At 60.4% G+C, this 24,328-nt stretch carries 22 protein-coding genes; 12 read left to right on the forward strand and 10 right to left on the reverse strand.

What is annotated here, in order from left to right; genetic code table 11:
- Positions 1–54 precede the first annotated feature (54 nt).
- From ACILSR_RS01915 to ACILSR_RS01930, 4 genes are read left to right on the forward strand one after another with little or no spacing between them, the layout of a single operon-like run.
- Positions 55–744, forward strand: coding sequence for a hypothetical protein (locus ACILSR_RS01915; RefSeq protein WP_395748029.1), 690 nt, complete (start codon positions 55–57; stop codon positions 742–744).
- Positions 741–1,769: an alginate O-acetyltransferase AlgX-related protein gene (locus ACILSR_RS01920; protein ID WP_395748030.1), complete on the forward strand. Its 1,029-nt coding sequence runs from the start codon at positions 741–743 to the stop codon at positions 1,767–1,769. Before ACILSR_RS01915 ends, ACILSR_RS01920 begins: the two co-directional genes overlap by 4 nt.
- Before the next feature lie 13 nt (positions 1,770–1,782).
- Positions 1,783–2,193, forward strand: coding sequence for a MauE/DoxX family redox-associated membrane protein (locus ACILSR_RS01925; protein WP_395748031.1), 411 nt, complete (start codon positions 1,783–1,785; stop codon positions 2,191–2,193).
- A complete protein-coding gene (locus ACILSR_RS01930; protein ID WP_395748032.1) occupies positions 2,190–3,224 on the forward strand; it encodes a threonine aldolase family protein in 1,035 nt (344 codons plus the stop codon). Before ACILSR_RS01925 ends, ACILSR_RS01930 begins: the two co-directional genes overlap by 4 nt.
- Before the next feature lie 122 nt (positions 3,225–3,346).
- Here ACILSR_RS01930 and ACILSR_RS01935 read toward each other — a convergent pair whose 3' ends face one another.
- From ACILSR_RS01935 to ACILSR_RS01960, 6 genes are all read right to left on the reverse strand, one after another.
- Positions 3,347–4,744 (reverse strand): hemolysin family protein, encoded by a 1,398-nt coding sequence (locus ACILSR_RS01935; RefSeq protein WP_395748033.1) that lies wholly within the window; start codon positions 4,742–4,744, stop codon positions 3,347–3,349.
- 20 nt (positions 4,745–4,764) lie between these two features.
- Positions 4,765–5,016: a zinc ribbon domain-containing protein gene (locus ACILSR_RS01940; protein WP_300932566.1), complete on the reverse strand. Its 252-nt coding sequence runs from the start codon at positions 5,014–5,016 to the stop codon at positions 4,765–4,767.
- 69 nt (positions 5,017–5,085) lie between these two features.
- Entirely contained in the window at positions 5,086–5,355 is a 270-nt protein-coding gene (gene rpsN, locus ACILSR_RS01945; RefSeq protein WP_377168970.1) for a 30S ribosomal protein S14, read from the reverse strand.
- 195 nt (positions 5,356–5,550) lie between these two features.
- Positions 5,551–6,333 carry a thiazole synthase gene (locus tag ACILSR_RS01950; protein WP_395748034.1) on the reverse strand — a complete coding sequence of 261 codons (783 nt, stop codon included), beginning with the start codon at positions 6,331–6,333 and terminating at the stop codon, positions 5,551–5,553.
- 29 nt (positions 6,334–6,362) lie between these two features.
- Positions 6,363–7,220 carry a hydrogen peroxide-dependent heme synthase gene (gene hemQ, locus ACILSR_RS01955; protein WP_395748035.1) on the reverse strand — a complete coding sequence of 286 codons (858 nt, stop codon included), beginning with the start codon at positions 7,218–7,220 and terminating at the stop codon, positions 6,363–6,365.
- Between the two features lie 91 nt (positions 7,221–7,311).
- A complete protein-coding gene (locus tag ACILSR_RS01960; protein ID WP_395748036.1) occupies positions 7,312–8,058 on the reverse strand; it encodes an ATP-grasp domain-containing protein in 747 nt (248 codons plus the stop codon).
- 102 nt (positions 8,059–8,160) lie between these two features.
- Here ACILSR_RS01960 and ACILSR_RS01965 point away from each other — a divergent pair, with 102 nt between their 5' ends.
- From ACILSR_RS01965 to ACILSR_RS01990, 6 genes are all read left to right on the forward strand, one after another.
- Positions 8,161–9,603 carry a PQQ-binding-like beta-propeller repeat protein gene (locus tag ACILSR_RS01965; protein ID WP_395748037.1) on the forward strand — a complete coding sequence of 481 codons (1,443 nt, stop codon included), beginning with the start codon at positions 8,161–8,163 and terminating at the stop codon, positions 9,601–9,603.
- 319 nt (positions 9,604–9,922) lie between these two features.
- Positions 9,923–11,083 (forward strand): efflux RND transporter periplasmic adaptor subunit, encoded by a 1,161-nt coding sequence (locus ACILSR_RS01970; protein WP_395748038.1) that lies wholly within the window; start codon positions 9,923–9,925, stop codon positions 11,081–11,083.
- Between the two features lie 112 nt (positions 11,084–11,195).
- Positions 11,196–14,333, forward strand: coding sequence for an efflux RND transporter permease subunit (locus ACILSR_RS01975; RefSeq protein ID WP_395748039.1), 3,138 nt, complete (start codon positions 11,196–11,198; stop codon positions 14,331–14,333).
- Positions 14,334–14,379: 46 nt separating this feature from the next.
- On the forward strand, positions 14,380–15,756 hold the full coding sequence (locus ACILSR_RS01980) for an efflux transporter outer membrane subunit (protein WP_395748040.1): 1,377 nt from the start codon (positions 14,380–14,382) through the stop codon (positions 15,754–15,756).
- Between the two features lie 96 nt (positions 15,757–15,852).
- Positions 15,853–16,503 (forward strand): tol-pal system YbgF family protein, encoded by a 651-nt coding sequence (locus ACILSR_RS01985; RefSeq protein WP_395748041.1) that lies wholly within the window; start codon positions 15,853–15,855, stop codon positions 16,501–16,503.
- Positions 16,504–16,525: 22 nt separating this feature from the next.
- Entirely contained in the window at positions 16,526–18,874 is a 2,349-nt protein-coding gene (locus ACILSR_RS01990) for a ComEC/Rec2 family competence protein (RefSeq protein ID WP_395748042.1), read from the forward strand.
- 44 nt (positions 18,875–18,918) lie between these two features.
- Here the strand turns inward: ACILSR_RS01990 and ACILSR_RS01995 are convergent, their stop codons facing one another.
- Together ACILSR_RS01995 and ACILSR_RS02000 are read right to left on the reverse strand one after the other, a co-directional pair.
- Positions 18,919–20,124 (reverse strand): S1C family serine protease, encoded by a 1,206-nt coding sequence (locus tag ACILSR_RS01995; RefSeq protein ID WP_395748043.1) that lies wholly within the window; start codon positions 20,122–20,124, stop codon positions 18,919–18,921.
- An 84-nt stretch (positions 20,125–20,208) separates the two neighbouring features.
- Positions 20,209–20,637 carry a response regulator gene (locus tag ACILSR_RS02000; protein WP_395748044.1) on the reverse strand — a complete coding sequence of 143 codons (429 nt, stop codon included), beginning with the start codon at positions 20,635–20,637 and terminating at the stop codon, positions 20,209–20,211.
- A 128-nt stretch (positions 20,638–20,765) separates the two neighbouring features.
- Here ACILSR_RS02000 and ispG point away from each other — a divergent pair, with 128 nt between their 5' ends.
- Both ispG and ACILSR_RS02010 read left to right on the forward strand, forming a co-directional pair.
- Positions 20,766–22,550, forward strand: a complete 1,785-nt coding sequence (gene ispG, locus ACILSR_RS02005; protein ID WP_395748045.1) for a (E)-4-hydroxy-3-methylbut-2-enyl-diphosphate synthase — start codon at positions 20,766–20,768, stop codon at positions 22,548–22,550.
- Positions 22,551–22,627: 77 nt separating this feature from the next.
- Positions 22,628–23,410, forward strand: coding sequence for a hypothetical protein (locus tag ACILSR_RS02010; protein WP_395748046.1), 783 nt, complete (start codon positions 22,628–22,630; stop codon positions 23,408–23,410).
- Between the two features lie 35 nt (positions 23,411–23,445).
- Here the strand turns inward: ACILSR_RS02010 and ACILSR_RS02015 are convergent, their stop codons facing one another.
- Complete coding sequence (locus ACILSR_RS02015) at positions 23,446–23,970, reverse strand: NUDIX domain-containing protein (protein ID WP_395748047.1); 525 nt, start codon at positions 23,968–23,970, stop codon at positions 23,446–23,448.
- A complete protein-coding gene (locus tag ACILSR_RS02020; RefSeq protein ID WP_395748048.1) occupies positions 23,963–24,247 on the reverse strand; it encodes a hypothetical protein in 285 nt (94 codons plus the stop codon). Before ACILSR_RS02020 ends, ACILSR_RS02015 begins: the two co-directional genes overlap by 8 nt.
- Between the last annotated feature and the right edge of the window lie 81 nt (positions 24,248–24,328).

A 24,328-nucleotide genomic window follows, 5' to 3' on the forward strand; every position in this document is an offset into this window, starting at 1 on the left:
TGCCCCCAAGATTCCGCGATTGACGGGCGTCTAGCCATCCGCCATCTCCATACCGTGCTGATCAGCCTCCACCATCTGCTGTTTGTCCTGCTTCCCGCCGCTCTGGCGGTACGCATGCTTCTCAAAACACGCCCGTCCGCGCTCGATATGGCGCATGGGATCACACGCTTCTGCCTGGGCTTTGGCAAGTGGGTGCTGCTGGTCGATCCGCTGTGGCATCTGGCGGCAATGGTGTTTCGCGGCGGGCCGGAAAGCCTGAGCGGCAGCGTGGCATGGATGGGATTTCTGGCGCAGTTGCTCAGCCTCCATTTCGCCTTTACCTCCGCCGGCGATCTTCTAGCCGGACTGGGGGAGATGTTTGGCTTCAAGGTGGCGGATTCCGTGCAGGAGGCACTGACTCTGCGGCGCTTTACGCAGGGTAAATGGCTGCGGCTGATCGCGCTTCTGCTCGTGGCCACCGTGGTCGCAGTGCTGGCGCAGACTGCTTCATTTGGCGACACATGGCAGCACCTGCAGGCCATGTTTGTGGCTCCAGCCAAAACGACCGCCACGGTCTTTCAGCAGGAGCGGGTGTGGACGGACTTCAATGCTCTCACGCTGTTTGGCGCGTTCATGTGCCTCATAGCGCTCCCGCACTCGCGTGATTTTCTGCGCGAACCCGCCCCGTGGAAGGCGGTGATCTGCCTTGTAATTTTCACCCTTGCCGTGGCGATGCTCTGGGCACACGCCGCACCGATGTCATGAAACCGACCCAGCAACGAATCGACCCGGCCAAGCGCACGATCCTGCCGCCCGAGCCCGAGCTGAGCGCGAAGGCGGCGCGGAACATCGTGGGCGTGTTCTTGTTTTTGCTGGCCGTTCCGCTGGTATTTGAAATCGCGGCAAGGTTCACGCCATCCAAAACCAACCTCGCGGCGGCCACGGTGCGCAGCGGCATTCAGTGGCTGCTGCTGCATGGCCTGAACGAAGGCAACAAGACCGTGCACGTGGGAAAGGATCGCTGGCTGTTTGCCCAGCATGACCTGGACCGGCTGGTGCATGCCAGACGCCAAGGCAATGAGGTGCATGCCAACTTAATGAAACTGGCGGCGCAGCTGAAAGCGCAGGACACGCCGCTGCTGGTGATCACCATTCCGGAACGGGCGGCGCTATATCCCGAACAGATCCATCCTGGACGCTATGCGGGAGTGATCCGCCTGAAAGACGAAGCGGCCAGGCTGGCTGAACTGAAAGCGGCAGGCGTGGACGTGCTGGACATGAGCGATGCCATGTGGGAGGCCCGCGAAAGACCGCCTGCCTATTTTGCGCAGGACAGCCACTGGACGCCGGAGGTCATGAAGTCCGTGGCACTGGTGGTAAACAAGCATGTGCGCGAAAAATTCCCGCGCCTCGGCAATACCGAAACTCCCATCATCAATGCCAAGATTTTGGAGCGCTCGGATCCCGGAGATCTGGCCCTCCAGCTGGACCCGCGCCATGCCTCCCGCCTCCTGGGCGATGAAGAGGCGGATCTGATTTCGATCGTTGGCATGGATCCGAGCACGCGGTCGCCCATCGTGCTGCATGTCGATGAGCAGATGCGTGTTTACGACGATGCACACTTAAGCTTTGGCGGCGGCACTGCTGCACCGCAAGCTGGCTTTGCCTCTCAGCTGGCTACCTTGCTCGGGCGCCCTCTGGATGTCCGGGGCATGCCGGAGGCGGGAGAAACCTACGAAGAGAAGAAGCTCGTCATCATTTTGTTGCCGATGGCGGAACTGGTGCCGTAAGGTTGCCCCTTCCATGCTGCGGCTTCTTCTCCATTTCTTCTTTGGCGGTGTCTTCGTCTATGCAGGGGTTTTGAAAGTAGCGGATCCCATGTCGTTTCTGGACGACATCCGCAGCTTCGACCTGCTGGGGGATCCCTGGGCCGCCTGGCTGGCCATGGGCCTGCCGTGGCTGGAGATCTTCGCCGGACTGGCGGTGATGAGCGGCCTTCTGCGCTCCGGTGGACTCCTGATTTTGAATGGCTCGCTGCTGGTCTTTCTCGGCGCTATCAGCATCTCATGGTGGCGCGGCATCGACATTCGCTGTGGCTGCTTTGGCCATGCAGACGCCACCTCCAGCTACCACGATCTCATCCTTCGCGACCTGCTGCTGATCATCGCGGGGATTGTACTGGCATGGCATGGCAAACCGAAAGCAAAAGCATGAGCGCTGAAACCAAGTATCACTTCGCCTCGGACAACACGTCTGGCATTTGTCCAGAAGCCTGGCTGGCCCTGGAAGCGGCCAATGAAGGCTACCAGCCCAGCTACGGCGCCGACTCCACCACTGCGGAGGCCTGCGAGACCTTCCGCCGCTTCTTCGAAACGGACTGCGATGTGTATTTCGTTTTCAACGGCACCGCCGCCAATTCACTCTCCCTCGCCACGCTCTGCCAGAGCTACCACAGCATCATCACCGCGCAGGAGGCGCATGTGGAGACAGATGAATGCGGAGCGCCTGAGTTCTTCAGCCATGGGTCGAAGATCCTACTCGCCCGCAGTCCATTGGGAAAGCTGGACCCCGCTGATGTGGAACGCCTCGCAACGAGCCGCAACGATGTGCATTTCCCCAAGCCGCGCGCTCTGAGCATAAGCCAGAGCACGGAGCTTGGCACGGTGTATCGTCCGGGCGAAGTCAAAGGACTCGGCGCTGTCGCAAAGAAGCACGGCCTCTCCATCCACATGGACGGGGCGCGCTTCTTCAATGCTCTCACAGGCTTGAACTGCGCACCAGCGGACATCACCTGGCGTGCAGGTGTGGACGTCCTCTGCTGCGGCGGCACCAAGCTCGGCATGGCCGTGACGGAAGCCGTGGTGTTCTTCAACAAAGAGCTTTCCCAAGAGTTTGCCTACCGCTGCAAACAAGCCGGGCAGCTCTGCTCAAAGATGCGCTTCATCTCCGCCCAGTGGCTGCGGATTCTGAGCGATGAAACCTGGCGCAGGCATGCCCATAACGGCAACACCCTGGCCCGCCGGCTCGCGGATGCGCTCGGTCACCTGCCAGGCGTGCAGATTCTCTACCCGGTGGATGCAAACGCGGTCTTTGCCAAACTGCCGGACAAAATGAAGGAAGGTCTCAAAGAACGCGGCTGGATCTTCTACAGTTTTATCGGCGGCGGCTCTCGCCTCATGTGCTCCTGGCGCACCACGGAGGCCGATGTGGATGCCTTTGTGGCGGATGCTACGGGGCTGGTGTGAATGGCTCCTCGAGCAACAATGAACTCCATGCGGCTCCATGCCCGCCCGACAGATCCGACGCTTTAGCAGGTAAAATCGCCGGAAGAATGAATGCAAAAGCTCGCTGCACGGCATCGCCCGGCTCAAACGCCCTCGGCCACTTCGTCCGCCAGTTCAGCAGCGTCTGAAACCGGGGAAAGGCGCTTGAAATGGAGCTGCAGCACGCGGCGCAGATCCGCCTTGGTGGTGGTGACATCGTAGTCCTCGATCGTCACTTTTTCCCCCACCTTCGGCAGGTGCCCAAGGAGATGCGTTACGTACCCGCCAATCGTGGTCACTTCATCGCTGTCCAGGTCGATGCCGGTCTGATCTGCCAGTTCGTAAAGATTGTAGGTTCCCTCGACAGTGAATTCCCGCTCGTTGATGCGGCGGAACTCGCTGACTTCGTGGTCAAACTCATCCTGAATGTCACCCACGATTTCCTCGAGCACGTTGTCGAGCGTCACGATGCCGACCGCACCGCCAAACTCGTCCACAGCCAGGGCCACATGGACATGCTTGTCGAGGAAGAAGCGCAGCAGCTTGTCGATGGGCATCATCTCCGGCACCATCTGCATGTCGCGTTTGATTTTGCGCAGATCCGGCTGCGGTTTGCCGATGAGCCCGAGCAGGTCCTTGATGTGAATGGTGCCAATGGCGTGGTCCAGATGACCTTCCACAAGCGGATAGCGCGTATGCTTGGAGTCGATGGCTATCTTGAGGTTCTCCTCAAAAGTCTCATCCGCGTCCAGCGAGACCACCTGGTTGCGCGGCGTCATCACATCCCGCACACAGCGGTCATTCAGGGCCAGGGCGTTGAGCAGGATGTCCTTCTCCGTCTCCGTCACCTCCTTGGACTTCTGGCTTTCCGCCACGATGTGGCGCAGCTCTTCTTCCGAATGGGCGATCTCGTGCTCCGAAACGGCCGATATGCCCAGGAAGCGCAGAACCAGATTGGTGCTGGCGCTCAGAATCCAGATGGCCGGCCTGAGCAGAATGTAAAACAGGTGCAGCGGCCGTGCGATAAGCATCGCTGTTTGCATGGATTTGCGAATCGCCAGCACCTTCGGTGTCTGTTCGCCAAGAACGACGTGAAGATAGGTGACGATGGCATACGCAATGCCGGTGGACGTCCAGCGGATGACAGTGACATTGACGATCCCCACCTTGTAAAGCAGGGGTTGTACGACAAGGGACACGAACGGCTCGCCGAAAATGCCCAGCGCAATGCTTGTAAGCGTGATGCCGAGCTGCCCCGCGGAAAGGTACGCATCCAGATTGCGCGTCACCGTCTGGGCAAACTTGGCGCCGCGGGTGCCGTCCTCGATGGCAGCCTGAAGCTGGCTGTCCCGCACTTTGACGATGGCAAACTCCGCCGCGACGAAAAACGCGTTGAGCAGCACGATCGCCAGTACGATCACTGCCTGCCAGAAGACCTCTCCAGCGGTGAAGCTCCACTCGCTCACGAGTTCAGCAGAGGCATTGGCAAGCAGGGGAGACATGAGGCGGCGCTATCGGTCCTTCACAGCTTTTCGTAGTTCCCATCGCATCGCTTTTCGAGGATGGTGAAGCCGGCGGCCTTGGCGTCGGAAACAGAGAGGGGTTTGGTGATTTTGGGAGTGTTGAAGCCGGAAATCAATTTCTTGACCGGTTGTCTGCACAGCGGGCAGGCTTCGAGCGCGGGGCGGCTGAGAGGCCGGCGCAAGTCAAAGCCTCTGCGGCATGCAGGACACCCCTTTTCAGGATCGTCAGCGATGTAGGAGTAGGTGGGCATCAGAAAAGATACGCTTCGCCTCTCCATGCAGCCAGAAATCAGCTCTGGCTGCAAGTTCGGACTGCAATACTACCAGCTGGACTTGGTCACGCCGGGGATCATTCCCTGGGAGGCAAGTTCGCGGAAGGTCATACGGGACATCTGGAAGCGGCGGATGAACGCGCGACGACGGCCGGAAACGCGGCAGCGGTTGATGAGACGCGTCGGGCTTGCATCACGTGGAAGCATGGAAAGGCCGACGTAGTCGCCTTTCTCCTTCAGTTCAGCACGGAGTTTAGCGTACTTTTCGACGGTTTTACGTTTGCGCTTGTCGCGCTCGAGCCAGCATGTTTTTGCCATAGGGGCGCGGAGTCTGCCTCAAACCCCTGTTTTCGCAAGGAGAAATTTTCACTGGCGCACACACTGTTTCACGCTAAATGCCACTTCCTATGGTCATCTTTTACGGAATGTGTCTCGCTGCCGCACTGCTTTTCTGCGGTGTCATCGTCTTCACCTACCTGGTGAAAGGCTGATTCTGGCAGTTTTTTCCAAACCCTACTGATATAGGAAAGTCGTCAGCGGACTGGTGGCGGAGGCTTCTGCCGCACCCTCGCTCAGACCGATTTCGTAGGCGCTGCGCCCAGCTTCGACTCCCATTTTGAAAGCCTGAGCCATGCGCACGGGGTCCGAGGCCACGGCGATGGCCGTGTTCACCAGCACGGCGTCCGCCCCCATTTCAAAAGCTTCCGCCGCATGGCTGGGCGCGCCGATTCCCGCATCCACCACCACCGGCACTGTTGCTTGCGTGATGATGATTTCGATCTGCCGTCGTGTCGTGATTCCCTGGTGTGAGCCGATGGGCGACCCCAGCGGCATGACCGTGGCCGTCCCCACATCCTGCAGGCGCCGCGCCAGCACTGGGTCGGCATTGATGTAGGGCAGCACCGTAAACCCCTCCTTCACCAGAATTTCAGCCGCTTTGAGCGTCTCGATGGGATCTGGCAGCAGGTAGCGCGGGTCGGGATGGATTTCCAGCTTCACCCAGTTCGGCAGCCCCGCGGCCACCGCCAGCCGCGCCAGCCGCACCGCCTCCTCCGCATTCATCGCCCCGCTGGTGTTCGGCAGCAGCAGGATGTTTTTCGGAATGAAATCCAGGATATTCGCAAAGGGATCCCCCTTGCCCGAAAGGTCCGCCCGTCGCAGCGCCACAGTCACAATCTCCGTCTCCGAGGCCACAATGGCGTCCCGCATCAGCTCCCCACTGGCAAACTTCCCCGTCCCCAGCATGAGGCGGGAGTTAAACTGACGATTGGCGATGGTGAGGGGCTGATTGGACACGAGAACTCAGAGATGCACCCAATCCCGCCTCACGCAAGCATCACCCGCTGCAGCAGCTCGTTCGTCGGTGGCTGGATGCCTATGTAAAAGTCTCCAAACTCCCCATACTGCGTGGTCACCTCGTCAAAGCGCATCTCATACACGATGCTTTTGATCTGGAACATGTCGTGCGCAAAAAGCGTCACACCCCATTCGTGGCTGTCCAGGCCCGTGGAGCCCGAGATCAGCTGGCGCACCTTGCCGGCATATTTGCGGCCGGTTTTCGCATGGCCGCCCATGAGTTCACGACGCTTGGCAAAGTCATTGGCATACCAGTTGGCGCCCACGTTGCGGCGCTTGCTCATGGGGTAAAAGCAGAAGACCTGCCAGTCCGGCATGTTGGGGTACAGACGGTCGTTAAAGTACTTCGTCATATGCCCCTTCCACTCCGCCAGACGTTTCTCGAAGGCTTCCGTCCCAGGAGTCAGGTTTTCCGCCTTCTCGAGCTGCACCTTGAACTCCTCCTCGCTCTGCGAGTACTCCGTCCACTCCGTCATGGAAAGGTAGCTGTAGGCGGGCGTCAGCACATCCGCGCCCAGCGCCAGAGTGATCTGCTTCTCAAACCGCTGCGAGTCATGCAGGTCCGGAGTGATGAGCATGAAGCCCAGCTCTGACTTTGGCGAGACCATGGCAAACGCGAGAAGCTGCGTGCCGGGGTGTTTGCGGATAGCCTCGATCGTGCGCGAAAAATTCTCCCGCCGCTCCTGCCGTTCCTCCGGCGTCAGCGCAGCCCAGTAGCCATGGTCAATGTTGAAAAACAGATGCTGCACCACCCAGCCCTCCTGCGAGATCAGTGGCTTGGATTCAGCAGGGCCGTTGGAGGTGGGAAAAGAGGTCGGGATGAGCATGGGATTGGGTAGGTCGGGATACGACATACGCCGGAAATTGGACGGCTCAACGGACGATCCTTGGCTTTTGCTGCGCCTCGTTCCAGCGTCGTCAGCCATTTCCTGTCATCTCCTCCCAGCGCGAGCGCAGCAGGTCGGCATACTGATTAGCCTTCAAATGCCCCGACCCAAGGGAGTAACCTTCGTTGATCTCGATCAACAAGGTCCGGCCATCATCCGTGACTCCAAAGTCTGCGCTGTAGCCCGCCAGAGGAGGCTCATACGCGGCGACGGTCTGCCGGATGATCTGCGCATTGGGAAAAAGCAGCGGATCTCCTGTATGCAGCGCCGTGCCCACCACTCGTCCACGCAGCACGAAGGTCCGCCACTCCGAGCGGAAGTTCACCGGCTCCTGCGCCAGCACCACATAGTCAGGGGTCAGCGGTTCATCGCCCTCGTGAGTCGGGATGGCGTCAATGTCCGCCTCACGTTGAGCGACAAAACCCGTGAAGCGCTTGGTGTCTTCAAAAGGTTTTAGAAAAATCGGAAACACCCCCTCGCGGCGAATGTCTCCTATCGTGCTCCGCCAGCACCGGCGGCCCAAAAAAGGTGTCAGCACCGCGGGCAGCGTCTGGTGGGCGGGCGGCTCAATGCCAAGCTGTTTCAAAGCCTTGACGACAGTCCCCACGCCTGCAACAACCGGCGTGTCCCATAAAATGTCGAGCTGCGGCAGCTCCTCCCGCGTGAAGTAGCGCACCGTGTAGCCAAGGTGCTTGAATCCCTGGGCCGCCACCGCGCCATTCGCACTATAAGCCTTTCCTTCGGCGTCACTCAGGACGTAGGCCGTTCGCGAATTCATGGATGTAGAATGAAACAAGGATGGATGTGGCGTTCCTCATGACTGTGGCTAGCATGGCGCCTCATGAAAAAATCGTCGAGCCTGTTTTTGCTCCTTTTCACCGTGAACCTCTGCTCCGCGCAGGAGGCTTTTGACCGCCTCACATTCCATGCGGCGCCAAATCCCCTTTCGAAAGAAGCGAAGACCAGTGACTGGCCGCGCGTGCTTGGCCCCACGAATGATGCGCATTCACCAGAGACGCACCTGCTCAAAACTTGGGCCGCAGGCCAGCCGAAGCCGGTTTGGGAAGTCCAGATGGGAGAAGCCTACAACTCCCCCGCCATCAGCGGTGATTACTGCGTCATCTTCCACGCCCCGGATGGCAGGGAAACCGTCGAGTGTCTGCATCGCGAAACCGGCAAGCGCTTCTGGTCCCAGGATTATCCCATCTCCTATCAGGATCGCTACGGCTTCGGCAATGGCCCGCGCGGCAGCCCGGTGATCGCCGCAGACGTGGTGGTGACTTATGGCGTCACCTCGGAACTCCGCGCCTTTGATTTGAAAACTGGCAAGCCCCTTTGGCAGCACGATCTGCGCAAAGAATACAACGTGCCGCAGGACTTCTTCGGCGCGGGCGGCACGCCATTGATCCTCGATGGCCGGGTGATCCTGAACGTCGGCGGCAAGAAAGGCGTGCTCGAAGGCAACGAAGGACTCCGCGAGCGCAAGACCCGGCTCGCCGAGGCAGGGGTGAGCGTGGCCGCGTTTGATCTGCAAAGCGGCAAGGTCCTGTGGACCGTCGATGACGCTTGGGGCGCCAGCTATGCCTCCCCCATTCCCGCCACTCTGCACGGTCAGACAAAAGTGCTCGTCTATGCCGGCGGAGAGAGCGATCCCGCCATCGGCGGCCTCATGTGCATCGATCCCGCGAGCGGAAAGCTGCATTCCAGATTTCCGTGGCGAAATGAAGACTACATTCAGGCCATCGGCACCTCGCCCGTGGTCATTCCGGGAAAAAATCGCGCCTTCATCACCACAGCCTATCCCAAAGGGCGCCCGCTCGGTGGCGTGATGGTGGAGTATGACGCCGGCTTTCAGGCAAAGGAAGTCTGGCAGTCTCAAAAGCTGGCCGTCCACTGGATGAACCCGGTGTACCACGAAGGCCACCTCTACGCCATCGATGGCGAGACGGAGCCGAAATCCCGCCTCGTCTGTGTGAATGCGGACACCGGTGCGGAAGTGTGGGAGCAGCACATCGAATGGGAGGATGCGGAGTTCAGCAAACAAACGGGCCGCTCAAACCCCATCCGTCTCAGCATCCTTCGCGCGAGTTTGCTGAAAGTGGACGGAGCCTTCCTCTGCCTCGGCGAGAGTGGCTCCCTGCACTGGCTGGATCTAAGCCCCGCCGGAGCCAAGGTACAGTCCCAGGCACAACCCTTCTATGCACTGAACACCTGGAGCCTGCCCGCTCTCAGCCATGGTCTGCTCTACCTGCGCCAGCAGTCGCAGGATCTTCTGCAAAAATCTGGCTCCCGTGTTCTCTGCCTGGATCTGCGCGGTGAATAGGCCGAAAAGCCTCAGCTTCATTTGTGGCGCCCCATTGTAAATAGCAGGTAGCGTAAACCGCTACATTCACCTATGACATGGCCGCCCGCCTCCGCGTGCCACAGAAGGCAGAAAAGGCCCTCCTTGCCCCCGCTTCCTCCTCCCACCCTTGAAAATGGGTGATTTGGAATAGGCGGATCGCAAATACAGCCATCTGCCTTGAAGCGGCAGAAAATAGCCCGTCAAAGGGATGGAAAACGCAGCCCGCCACACTCCGGGAACGTGGCATTTTTGGCATGCTTTGGAGAAGTGGCATATCTGATGCTCATGCAAAAGTTTCATGATCCCCCGTCATTATTTCAGTGAACAACGAGCCAGCGTCATCGCAAAAACAGCCCTGTGCTGCGCGATGCTCCTGCCAGCGCTCTCCTGCAGCGAGAAAAAAACCGCTGCCGGCAGCGATAAAAGCAAATCCTACCCCGTCACCTCCGGCATGGTCATGGATGTGCCGCATGGCCAGGAATACGTGGCCAGCATTCAGAACTCCAACTTCATCGAGCTGCGCGCACGTGTGAACGGCCACCTGGAAACCATCCCGGTGGATGAAGGTCAGCGCGTCACCAAAGGTCAGGTGCTCTTCACCATCAGCAGCCATGAGTATCAGGAGGAGCTCAAGCGCGCCCATGCTAGGCTCAAGTCCGCCATGGCCGAGGCCAAGATGGCGGAGATCGACCTGCGCAATAATCAGCTGTTGTTGGAGAAAAAAATCATCGCCCGCTCGGAGTGGGAGCTCGCGCAGGCCAGGCTGGACTCCGCCATGGCCAGGGTGGACGAAATGCGCACCACCGTCTCAGATGCGGAGCGCAGGCTGACGTATGCCGAAGTCCGCGCTCCATTTGACGGCATCATCAATCGCATCCGCACCAAGTCGGGCAGCCTCGTCTCCGAGGGAGACCTGCTCACCTCCATCTCCAATGACGGCGATGTGTACGCCTACTTCAATGTGTCGGAACGCGAGTATCTCGAACTGGCGCGCAGAAAGGATCTGGGAGTGGAAGGCAGCGTGGAGCTGGAGCTGGCCAACGGTGAGATCCACCCGCACAAAGGCCGCATCGAAACATGGGAAAGCGTCATATCCAGGAGCACGGGAAACATCGCCTTCCGCGCCCGCTTCCCCAATCCTGAACACCTTCTCAAGCACGGCTCCAGCGGCAAGGTGATGGTGCAGTCACGCCTTAAAAACGCCCTCGTCATCCCGCAGAAATGCACGTTTGAAGTTCAGGACAAAATTTGCGTCTTCCTGCTGAATTCGGACAACAGCATTCAGCTTCGCAGCATCGGCACCAGCCTGCGCCTGCCGAACCACTACGTCATCGACTCGGGCCTGCTGCCCACGGACCGCATCATCTTCGAAGGCATCCAGGTGGTGAAGGAGGGCGAAGTGATAGCGCCCGACTTCAAATCCCTGGAGGAGGTGGCCCCCTTCTACGCGGCAAGATAAGGCGGCGGTCAGCATCAATCCAAAAACAAACCGGCCCGGAATCGGCGCGGCACAGACCCTGCGCGCTCCGGCCTCCCCGTCCATGCACCCAAACGAGAACAAGAAGGCCTGAATGATCCAAGAGTTTATCCGCAGACCCGTGCTCTCGATGGTCGTTTCCATCATCATCACCTTTCTGGGGCTCCTCGCCTTGGTTCAGCTTCCCATCACACAATTTCCCAGCATCGCACCGCCGGAGGTCAATGTGACGGTGGAGTACACCGGCGCCAATGCCGAGACTCTGACAAAGGCAGCCATCGTTCCGCTGGAGCGCTCCATCAATGGCGTGCCAAAAATGAAGTACATGTCTTCGCGTGCTGCGAATGATGGTGTCGGCGTCATCTCGGTGGTCTTTGAGGCAGGCACGGATCCGGACGTGGCTGCGGTGAATGTGCAAAACCGCGTGGCCACGGTGATGGGCGAGCTGCCGGAGGAAATCATCAAGGCCGGCGTCCGCATCGCCAAGGAGGAGAAGGCCATGCTGATGTACCTCGACATCACCAGCACCAATCCTGACATCGACGAGATGTTTCTGTACAACTTCGCCGACATCAACATCTTCACCGAACTCAAGCGCATCAAAGGCGTCGGCTTTGTGGACATCCTCGGAACCCGGGAATATGCCATGCGCATCTGGCTGAAGCCGGACAGCATGCTGGCCTACAACATCTCGGCAGATGACGTGCTCGTGGCACTCAAGGAGCAGAACGTGGAGGCCGCCCCCGGCAAGGTGGGGGAAAGCTCGGACAAGTCGGAACCGCATCTGCAGTACGTCATCCGCTACGCCGGCAAATACCGCACGAAGGAGGACTATGAGAAAATTCCCATCCGCTCCAATGAGGAGGGGCAGGTGCTGCGCATCAAGGACGTGGCGGAGGTCGAGTTCAGCACAAACTATTTTGACGTTGAGGCAAAGCTCAATGGCAGGCCCACTGCCGCCATCCTGCTCAAGCAGCTCCCCGGCTCCAATGCCAACGAAGTCATCGCCAGCATCAAGCAGCGCATGGCGGAGATTAAGGAGACCACCTTCCTCAAAGGCATGAACTACGAGATCAGCTACGATGTCTCGCGCTTCCTTGACGCCTCCCTGCACGAGGTCGTGCGCACCCTTGTGGAGGCCTTTCTCCTCGTGTCCATCGTGACCTTCGTCTTCCTCCAGGACTGGCGCTCCACGCTCATTCCGGTCATCGCCGTGCCGGTGTCCTTGGTGGGCACCTTCTTCTTCATGCAGCTTCTCGGATTTTCGCTGAACCTCATCACCCTGCTGGCCCTGGTGCTGGCCATCGGCATCGTGGTGGACGGTGCCATCGTGGTCGTCGAGGCGGTGCATGCAAAGATGGAAAGCACCGGCGCCGGGCCGCGCCAGGCCACGGAGGAGGCCATGGGGGAGATCGGCGGCGCCATCATCGCCATCACACTCGTGATGGCGGCCGTCTTTGTGCCCGCTTCCTTCATGTCCGGCCCTTCTGGCATTTTCTACCAGCAGTTCGCGCTGACCATGGCCATTGCGATCGTGCTCTCCGGCGTCGTGGCGCTCACGCTCACGCCCGCACTGTGCGCCCTGATGCTGAAAAACATGCATCATGCGCCGAAGAGCAGCGGCCTGCTGAACCGCTTCTTCACCGGCTTCAACAAAAGCTACGACAGGGTCTCCGGTGTTTACCATGGGTGGATCATGGCGCTGGCCGGCAGGCGCGGCGTCAGCTGGCTGCTGCTGCTGGCCTTCTGCGTTGTCATGGTGCTCACGGGTGGCAGGCTGCCCTCCGGCTTCATCCCCAATGAAGACCAGGGCGCGTTTTACGTGGGCATCACCACTCCCGCGGGCTCCACATTGGAACGCACCAAGGCGGTCGTGGATGAGGTGCAGCGCTGCTGCGAAGGAATCCCGGCCATCTCCTCAGTTTCCACCCTGGCCGGCTCAAACATCATCACCGACGCCAACGGCTCCACCTACGGCTCATGCCTGGTTAATCTCACCGGGTGGCATGACCGCAAGGAGACCGTCGGCGCGGTGATGAGTGAGCTCGTGAGCAGGACGCGCCATATCAAGGACGCAGAGATCGAGCTCTTCTCGCCGCCAGCCGTTCCCGGCTATGGCAATGCCAGCGGCTTCGAACTCCGCCTGCTCGACCGTACCGGCACCGGCGACTTCAAAAACATGGAGGCCGTCGCGGCAAGGTTCATCGCCGATCTGAAGCAGCGGCCTGAGATCGCCAATGCCTTCACCAGTTTTGATGCCAGCTTCCCCCAGTACCTCGCTCATGTGGACAGCGACAAGGCGGCGCAGAAAGGCGTGACCGCAAACAACGTGATGAGCGCCCTGCAGACCATGCTGGGCGGCAAATATGCCACCAATTTCATACGCTTCGGCCAGCTCTACAAAGTCATGGTGCAGACACTCCCGGAGTACCGTGCTCGGCCGGAGGATCTCCTCAAACTGCACGTCAAAAATGAAACCGGGGAGATGGTGCAGATAGCCACCTTTGTACAGCTGGAGAAGGTCTTTGGGGTGGACCAGGTCACGCGCTACAACATGTTCACCTCCGCGGAGATCAATGGCGAGCCCGCTGTGGGATTTAGCAGCGGCGCGGCCATCAAAGCCATCCAGGAAACAGCAAAAGAAAAGCTCCCCAAAGGCTTCAGCATCGACTGGGCCGGAATCACCCGGGACCAGATCATGGCGGGAAACCAGGCGGTGTACATCTTCATCATCTGCCTGGCCTTTGTGTACCTTCTGCTGTCCGCGCAGTATGAGAGCTTCCTGCTGCCGCTGCCTGTCATTCTCTCCCTCCCCACGGGACTGGTGGGTGCGTTTGTGTTTCTGCTGGGAATGGGGCTGGAAAACAACATCTACGCGCAGGTTTCCATGATCATGTTGATCGGCCTGCTGGGAAAGAATGCCATCCTCGTTGTGGAATTTGCCATCCAGCGCCAGCGCGAAGGCCTCACGCCTTTGCAGGCCGCGGTGGAAAGCGCCACCTCGCGCCTGCGGCCCATCCTCATGACGTCTCTCGCATTTGTCGCCGGCCTCAGCCCTCTCATGGCGGCCTCGGGCGTAGGTGCGGCCGGAAACCGCACCATCGGTGCCGCGGCCGTGGGCGGCATGATCTTTGGCACCGTGTTTGGCCTGCTCATCATCCCCGGACTCTACGTCATTTTCGCCTCTCTCACCCGAACCTCTGAACCCGCCAAAGCACCCGACCATGCGTGAAGTTTCGCCACAGAACTGGTCCCTTCTGAGCGCATGCATTTCACTCATGCCGCTGCTCCTCACCAGCTGTGAGGGTCTCCGTCTCTTCCGGAAAAACGCCCCTCCGTCCGTGGCTCAGACACCGGACAAATCGGCCGCCTTCACCGGCGTCAGCCAGTGGCGCCGGCATTTCACCGATCCAAAACTGCAGGCTCTAACTGACAGGGCGCTCGAGAACAACCGCGACCTCAAGATCGCGCTGCAACGCATCGAGATGGCCAGGGCGCAGATCACCGCCGCACGCGGGGCGCTGATGCCAAAGGTCTCCGGCGTGGCGGGCGCCGGACTGCAGCGCTTCGGCCTCTACACCATGGATGGCGCGGGCAATAGCACCACGCCCATCTATGACGGCCGCGTGGTCCCAAGAGATCTGCCAGACTATTCCCTCGGCCTGCAGACCAGCTGGGAGATCGATCTCTGGGGAAAACTGCGCAGCAAAAAAACCTCCGCCACAGCACGCGTGCTCGCCAGCGTGGAGGGTAGAAATCTCGTACAAACCCAGCTCATCGCAGAACTGGCCACCGCCTACTATGAACTGCTCGCGCTCGATGCCGAGATCACGAACATCGACGAAACCATCGAGATCCAGCGCTCAGCTCTGGAAACCGTCCGGACGCAGAAGCAGGCTGGTGCCGCCAACGAACTGGCAGTGCAGCAGTTTGAAGCCCTCCTCTTCAACCTGCAAGGCATGCGACTGGACACCCAGGAGCGTATCGTCGAGCAGGAGGGCATCATCTGCAGCCTGTTGGGAGATCCCCGCCGGCCCATTCCGCGCAGCATGTCGGGACTCCAGCACACGGCGTTGCCCCAGCTCTCCTCCAGCGTTCCGGCGGACCTCCTGAAAAACCGCCCTGACATCCGCCGTGCCGAATTTGAACTCGCTGCCACCAAGGCGGACGTGAAAGCAGCCAGGGCGGCATTTCTGCCTTCTGTCTCCATCAATGGCATGCTGGGTCTGCAGGCCTTCCGCAGCAACCTCCTGTTCAGCGCACACTCCGCCACTTACTCCGCGCTGGGCGGCCTCGTGGCGCCGCTCATCAACCGCCAGGCCATCCAGGCTGAGTTTGATCATGCCAATGCCTCCCAGCTGGAGGCGTTGGCCGCCTACCAGCAGTCAATCGTAACCGGCTACGTGGAGGTGCACAACCAGCTCGCCCTCATTCGCATCCTGAAGGATCTGCAGTCTGTGAAAGCCCGCGAGGTCCACCTGCTCATCGAGTCCGTGGGCACGGCCTCAGACCTCTTCCGCACCCGCCGCGCCACCTACATCGAAGTGCTCAACGCTCAGCAAAATGCCCTCAAGGCCCGCCTCCAGTTGATCGGCGTGACCAAACGCCAGTTCCAGGTGCAGGCCCAGCTTTACAAAGCGCTGGGAGGCGGCTGATCGCAGTGATGATCTCACCTCACGGATTTCCCCGCCAAATTTCGTGCTTGGTGAAACGAGGCCGTTTTGATAGCGTCGCTTTAACCAGCCCGAATTATGAACCAAGCGCTTATCATCCGCATCTGTGTCATCACTCTCGCAGTTCTTCTCCTCGCCCTGCTGTGGAATCTCATGAAAGACATGGGCGACGGCGGAAAGCTGGTGTTCATGATCTTCATCGGCCTCATCGGCGGCCTGCTTGCCGTGAAGTATGTCATCCCCTGGGTGGGCGACATGATGGGGGAGGCTGTCTTCTCCTCCGGCGAGCGGGTCGAGCAGGACAAGATGACCAAGGCGGCCGCCTGCATTGCCAAAGGTGACTATCCCGGCGCGATCGAGTACTACGAAAAAATGCTGGAGGACAAGCCCGACGATCCCTTCCCCGTTGCTGAAATTTCCAAAGTCTATGCCGAACGTTTGCACGACCCTCAGTCGGCTCTGAAGGCCCTTGAGGAGCACCTGCAGAGCAAGGACTGGCCCGTGGACGACGCCGCCTTCATCATGTTCCGCATCGCCGATGTGCACCTCACCCACCGCCATGATTTTGAAACCGCGCGGGACATGCTCGAACAGATCATCGGCAACTTCCCGAACACACGCCACAGCGCCAATGCCCACCATCGCATGAGTGAGCTCGAGCAGATGCAGTACAAGCTGCTGATGGAGCAGCGCTCGAAGTCAGCCTCCTCAGGCGCGGCCACGGTCTAGGCGGTTCAAATTCAACTGCTGCATGCTTGCAAAGCTCCAGCGCTGGGCACGGACCAATCCGCTGATGGCTCTGGCGCTGTTGGCCGTGTCCGGCATCCTCGCCAGTGAATGGGGCTGGCTGGACGCGCATGGCACGGGATTTCTTGTTGTGACCACCGCGCTGCTTGCTGCCGCGCTGATCACCAGGCGTGCATGGCTGGCCCTGCCGGGCTGCCTCATGGTCTTTGCCTTCATCCACTCCACGCGCACGGACGAGACCTTCCTCCATCCGCTTCGGCTCGCCTTGCAGCAGCATGAGGGCCCCGTGCAGGCGGTGCTGCGCGGCAGCCTGCTGCCGGAGTTTGACTCCACTGCTGACGAACGCGTGCATGCGCTCTGCACCACGCAGCAGATCCAGCTCACAGCCACCGGCGCCACTTTTTCACAACCCGCCTCTCTGCTGGTGCGCCTGCCTCGTCACACCTCCTTCCCTGGACCGGGCGTGTTTGAACTCCATGGCACCCTCTACCAGCCGCGCAGCGCGTCCAATCCCGGCACCTTTGACGCGCAGGGATACGCTCTGCGCATGGGCCGCGTGGCAAGCTTCGACGTCGAAAAACTTCAGCGCATGGACGGCGGCGGCGCGGTGCTTTCCTGCTTTTTCCTGGAACAGGCGGAGCGTTGCCGGCAGTGGATCAGCACCCAGCTCGCTCAGGACCTCGAAGACGATCCCCAGACCGTGGCCGTTCTGCGCGCCATGGCCCTCGGGGTTTCTTCGGAGGCGGACGACGAGGTCGAGGACGCCTTTCGAGACAGCGGCACCCTCCACGTCTTTGCTGTCAGCGGCCTGCATGTCGGTCTCCTTGGGTTCATCGTGCTGACAGTGCTGGGCATGGCGGGAATGCGGCGCGATCATTCTCTGTGGCTGGTCATCTTTGTCGTGTTTGCATACGCCTTTGTCACCGGCTGGCGGCCCTCTGCGGCCCGCGCGGCATTCATGGTGGCCATCTACCTCAGCGCCGCCTTGTTGGACCGGGAATCCTCGCTGCAAAACAGCCTCGGCGCAGCGGCGCTGCTTCTTCTCGCCACGGACTCCCACCAGCTCTTCATGCCCGGCTTTCAGCTGTCCTTTGGCGTGCTTTGGCTCAGCACCATCGGCGCGGCTCCGCTGCTGGAATTCTTCACGCCCTACGCCCGGCTGGATCCTTTTCTGCCTCCTCAGCTTGCCAGCTGGCGCCAGCGGGCCTCCAGCCAATGCCGCATGTGGTTCGTGCGCACCGTCTCTGTCTCCGTCGCCGCATGGCTCGGCAGCCTTCCCTTCATTCTCGGTCATTTTCAATCCGTGACCCCCGTGGCCGTCATCGCCAACTTGGTGCTCGTGCCGCTCTCCTCATTCTGTCTTGGCGTCACCTGTCTCAGCCTTTGTGCGGCGGCTCTGCACCTCACCGGAGCACAGGTTCTTTTCAACAACGCCAACTGGCTCCTCGCCAGGGCCATGATCGTCAGCTCTGCGTGGTTCGCCAGCCTCCCTGGCGCAAACTTCCACTTTCACCCTGGTTTATCTCTCGCGCGCTCCCCCGCTGTCTGGCGCTCGCTGGAGGTTCCCCACGGCGGCGCGGCCAATCACCTCCGCATCGGCACGGCGCACTGGCTGTTTGACACAGGAGACGAGGCCGGCTTCCGCCGCGTGCTGCGCCCATACCTGTATTCCAGCGGCGTCGATCAAGTCACCGGCGTGTTTTTAAGCCACAACGACGCCGACCACATCGGCGCCCTGACCTCGGTGCTCACCACGTTTCATGCACCCAGACTCTATGCCAGCGCCCAGGAGCCCGGATCGCGTGACTCCTCGCGCTCGCCATTGCGCCTTCTGCTCGACCAGCCACATCCCCCTCTCCTTCACGCCTTGCAGACCGGTGAAAGCATCACGCTTTCAGACACCGCCGCGTTCAAGGTCGAAGCTCAGATGCTTCTCCCCACGGCGCATCTCCCGGGAGAGAGCGGGGACGACCGCGCCATGGTGCTGCTGCTTCATCTCGGCCCCTGGCGCGTGCTGTGGATGAGCGATGCCGGCTGGCGGGCCGAGAAAGCCCTCTGCGCCAGCGCCGCCGATCTCCAGTGCGATGTCCTCATCCGCAGCCAGCACGAGGAGGACCTCTCTCCGAGCGCCGAATTTCTCCTCCGCGTCCGCCCTCAGCTCATCCTCTGCGGCAGCGACGCCCGGGATGTCCAGACCGCCCAGCCTCCCGACCTGCTGCATCATACCACGAAGCACCACATCCCTCTCCTCGACACCTGGACCGCTGGAAGCGTGGAAATGCAGTTTGAGGCGGACGCCATCCGCATCTCCACCACCCGCAGTGGGCAGCACCTCGTGCTGAAGCCTCGGTAATTCCTCACCAAGCCGGTCAGAAAGTCTTCAAAGCCTTCGCTCTCTCACTGCTCCGGCTCAGGCCTCGTTCCCAGACGGGCAATGATGTCCCCGATCTTGCTGTTGCGGATCACTTCGAGCTTCACTTCGCAGCCCGGCGGCTGGGTGCGGATGATCTGCAACAGGTCGGCAGGGGAGCGGAACGCCATCCCCTGAAACTTCGTCACCACATCGCCCGGACGCAGCCCAGCATCCGCAGCCGGGGACTTGTCGCCAATGCCCGAGACCAGCGCACCACGGCGGGAGGTGCCCCATACAGGATCGATCTCCACCGGCTCGCTGCTGACTTCCAGGCCGAGGTAGCCCTTCCCGGTCGTCCCGCTCATGCCTGCGGCATTTTTATCATTCTCCTTCAGCTTGGCGATCATGTTTTCCACCAGGGCCTTCACTTCATTGGACGGCACGGCCAGTCCCACCCCTTGCCAGCTGCTGACCGAGGTATCACCGCGATAAATCGAGACATTGATGCCCAGAATCTCCCCCCGAACATTCACCAGCGGCCCGCCAGAATTGCCCGGATTGATCGCCGTGTCCGTTTGCAGATAGTCTAACTGGCTGTCACTGAGGTGGCGGTCGCGCGCACTGATGATGCCCTGCGTCACTGTCCCGCTCAGGCCAAAGGGATTCCCCACCGCCAGCACAATCTGGCCCACTCGCGCATCGTCTGAATTGGCAAAGTTCAACGCGGGAAAATCAACGCGTGGACTTTCGATTTTAAGCAGGGCGATGTCCCTCTCCTTGTTGTAGTCTAGGATGACCGTCAGGTGCGGCGTGTTGTCGTTGGTGGTCACCTGAATGTTGGCCTGCAGCCCTTCGATCACGTGATAGTTGGTGACCACATGTCCCTCCTTGCTGATGATCACGCCGGAGCCTAGGCTGGGAACAGGATCGCGCCCTTTCCCCGCGGCATCCTTGATGGAGTGCCACCCCGTGGAGCCCGCGCGGAAGGAGGTGGTGGTCACACTGACCACCGAGGGCAGCACGGAGGCGGACACCTTTGCCAGCTCGTCATTCAGGCGGCTAAGCAGCGGCAGTTCATCCAGCGAGATCTTGGACTTCTTCGGCTGCGTCAGCGGCCCTGCACCCGGCTTTTCGCTCTTTACCAGATTGATCGCGCCATAGCCCTCGCGCCCGTTCCGCCACCATGCAAACAGCAGCGCGGCCAGCACGAAGACGAACAGGGCAAACAGCAGACGGCGGACGTTTTCCATGGCTACCAATGCGCCAGCGACTGCGAACTTCAAAGGTCAAAATGAGGCACTGCCTGCACGCGTTCGGCTGCCGCCAGGCACAGCTCACGCCGCCTTCTTCGGACAAAGGATGATCAGCTTTTGTCGTGAGGCCGGCGGAGGCGGTGGCTCCACGGGCTCATTGAGCGCGCGATCCACTGCAGCTTTGATTTCTTCAGGCTCGAAGGGCTTGGTCACGTAGTCACACACGCCCCGGCGCACCGCGGTCACGATGTCCCGCGTCTCAGAGCATGCGGACACCATCACAAAGCGGGTCTGTGGCGAGGCCTCGCGGGCGTCTCGGATCATGTCCAGACCGTCCATTTCACCCAGCCGGCGGTCCACCAGAGCCAGGTCTGGAGTCATCTCACGGATGGCATCCAGCCCCGCGCGGCCATTGTCGTAAGCCATCACATCATGCCCCTCGGATCGGCAGAGGGCGGCCAGAAGCTTCAGTACTGGGGGGTGATCTTCAATAACAACGATATTTGCCATATTGAGTCAAATCCTAGCATTCCAAGATCGATCCGGCAAGACCCATGTAAGAATCTTGTAAACGTCGGCTTACGCCCGCCGCTTCCCGTTTGCGTCACCGCTGCAATCCGGCATTCTAAGCATCCACCATGTCTTCCCCCTTGCTCCGCTACTGCCACGACCTTTACCATTACCAACGCCGCGAGACGCGCCCGGTCATGGTGGGAAAAGTCCAGATCGGCGGTGGCGCCCCCGTCGTGGTGCAGAGCATGCTCACCAGCGACACCCGCGATGCCGCCGCCTGCGTGAAAGAGGCCCTCGGTCTCGCCGAGGCCGGCTGCCAGATCGTCCGCGTCACTGCCCAAACCCGTGTTATCGCTGAAAATCTCCAGCACATCCGCGATGGCATCCGCGCCGCTGGCTGCGACGTGCCCCTTGTGGCGGACATCCATTTCAAGCCCGACGCCGCCATGGAGGCCGTGAAGTGGGTGGAAAAAGTCCGCGTGAATCCCGGCAACTACGCCGACAAGAAGAAGTTCGCCGTCAAGGAATACACCGATGCCGAGTACGCCGCTGAAGTGGCCTACATGGAGGAGCAGTTCGTCCCGCTGGTGAAGGAGTGTCTCCGCCTCGGCCGCGCCATGCGCATCGGCACCAATCACGGCTCTCTGAGCGATCGCATCATGAACCGCCATGGCGACACCCCGCTTGGCATGGTCGAAAGCGCGCTGGAGTTTGCCCGCATCGCGCGTGCGCAGGGCTACCACAATTTCCTCTTCTCGATGAAGGCCAGCAATCCAAAGGTCATGATCGAGGCCTACCGCCTGCTCGTCGCCCATCTCAATGAACTCGGCTCCGACTGGAACTACCCCATCCACCTCGGCGTCACCGAGGCAGGCGATGGCGAAGACGGCCGCATCAAGAGCGCCATCGGCATCGGTTCCCTCCTTGCAGACGGCATCGGCGACACCGTGCGCGTTTCTTTGACCGAGGACGCCATCTTCGAGATCCCCGTGGCCCAGCAGCTCGTGAAGCCGTACAACGAAGGCGTTCCCACGCGCTTTGAGCACATTTCCAATGCCCCGCAGGTCAGCTACGATCCCTTCGACTATGTGCGCCGCGCCTCAGAAGTGATCACCGTCAATGGCGTCAAAACCGGCGGCCTGGAAACCGTGCCCGTTTTCACCACCCGCAAAAAATGGGACGCCGTCGCACACAAGATCGACAAGCTCGGCGACTACAAACCTGAAGTCGTCATCGAAGACAGCGGCGTGGTCGAGCTCGACCCGCGTGACGATGCCGCCATCGCCAGTCTTTACGACAGCGCCACCGCAAAGCTCGTCACCATCAAAGACGGCCTCAATCTGCCCGTCATCGCTGCTTACCGTCTCCTCGCCGCGAAGCTCCAGTCGCGCCATCCCATCCTGCTCAAAGACACCCTGCAGGCCGCTGGCAGCGATGACTTTACGGAGAACCTTCTCGTCGCCGCCACGAATATCGGATCGCTGCTGTGCGATGGCATTGGCGATGCCGTCATCGTGAATGGCGAAGAGGCGCCCGGCCAGGCCCTTCGCATCAGCTACAACATCCTGCAGGCCGCCGGTGTGCGCATTTTCAAGACCGACTACGTCGCCTGCCCGAGCTGCGGCCGCACCCTCTTCAATCTCCAGACCACCACGCAAAAGATCCGCGCCGCCACCGGCCATCTCAAAGGCGTGCGCATCGCCGTCATGGGCTGCATCGTCAACGGCCCAGGCGAAATGGCCGACGCCGACTTCGGCTACGTCGGCGGCGCGCCGGACAAGATCAACCTCTACGTCGGCAAGACCGCCGTGAAGTTCAACATCCCCGAGGAAGAAGCAGTCGAACGCCTCATCGATCTCATCAAAGAACACAACCGCTGGTTCGACGCACCCGCGCCCGTGGCGGCATAGAGTGCAGTACTCTTCTCGCCGCCCGAGGTGGCTACTGCACTCTTGCAGCCACCTCAGCGCCATGACACATTCCGCCCATGTCTTTGCAGAAAGCACTTCTGCTTCTCCTCCTGCTGGCACAAAGCCTGTCGGCATTTGGCGAAGGTTTTTCCAAATCAGAAACCGCTGAAAGCTGGTCGAAGAAACAGATGCAGCACATGCTGGCAGACCGGCCTGTCATGAAAACCTACAAAGTCGGCGAGCAGATCCTCTGGGTGCGGCCGCAGGACAGCATCTGGCAGTGGGTGGCGGAGCACTACGCCGGCAAGACCACCCGCTTCTGGACCGCCTGGCATGGGGACATCCCCACCGAAGGTGCCCAGGCCATGCATTCCTACGGCAATGACACAGGCTACCTCTATCTCGAAATGCCCGCCGCTGACGGCAAAGAAACCTCCAATCAAATTTTCGAGCGCTTGTGGAAGGAGGCAGTGTTTGAACTCCTGAATCTGGAAAACGCTACTGGGTTTAGTGATGCGCTTGCGGACGCCTGCGCCAGCAAATGCACCCGTCACGACTACATCGTGAAAATCACCAGGCTCGAACATGTCGCGCTGGGAAAAATGCAGACCTTTTACACAGAAGTCTGGCTGCCTTGGTGCAAGACTTCAGGGTTCGTTCCTGACCCGGAGTGCTGGCACCATAACTACCACCCTGATTTCGACACGTGGATCAAGCAATACCCTCCCGACTCACAATACCCTTGGAAACAATACGGTGATTATTATGACGAACTCATGCGCTGGAAGGCGGCTGTAGAATCGGCAAAACCAGAGCCGGGCGCAGTGAATCCAAAATCAGACGACGGCCCGAAGAAGTGAATGAATGACGAAGTCCGTAACAAACTTCGGCCTCGTCATTTTCCATCACGCCACCTTCTCACCGCCTCCGCATTCGTCCAAAAAGCAAAGTCCTCCAGCGGCACCTCGTCCAGCGGGCAGATCAGCACTTCGGAGACCTCCGAATCCTGCTTCTTCACGCTGTCAAAGTTCGGCACACGGGCCACAAAGAAAAGGTCGATCGTCGGCCACGTAAAACCTTGAAACGGATATCGGTTGTTCAGCGCCAGAAAATACGTGAACGCGCTCGCGGGCAGTTCGATGCCCACCTCTTCGTGCACCTCGCGCGCCACCGCCATCTCGCCGGTCTCCTCGGGTTCGATCACACCGCCAGGCAGCCCCAGCTTGCCCAGCCCCGGCTCATGCGCGCGGCGCACCACGAGCACACGATCCTGCGCATCCAGCAGCACCGCCACCGCCGCCGCGATGGGCGTGATGAAGTGCCGGTAGCCGCAGGCAGCGCAGACAAACTCACGCTCACTCTTCTCGATCCACTCACTGCCGCCGCAGTTGCTGCAAAATTTGTAGGGAGACTCAGCCATTTTTATTCTTCTTCTCCTGCCGCCTGCGGTCCAGAAAAGCCAGCAGAAACACCAGCACACAGGCGGCTTTCATCACAAACAGCCACCACGGCTCCCACCACGCCCCCGTTTCCGCCTCGATCAGATCCGAAACGCCAAACACGCCAAAGGACAGCGGCAGCAGCCAGCGCCAGGGCCGCCGCATGCGCAGCCAGATGGCGAGTGCCAGCGCAATGGCGAACCACAACCCGGCCTCGATCTGGTTGAACAGCCGGTGAAATTCGACAGAAACTTCCATAAGGCAGGCACGATCTCAGACCTGCCTTCTTCTGACAAGCTGCGATTTGCCACGCAAGGTTCTTGGCTTGCCTGACATCCT

Origin of the sequence: Prosthecobacter sp. (assembly GCF_044222565.1) — a bacterium.
GTDB lineage: Bacteria > Verrucomicrobiota > Verrucomicrobiia > Verrucomicrobiales > Verrucomicrobiaceae > Prosthecobacter.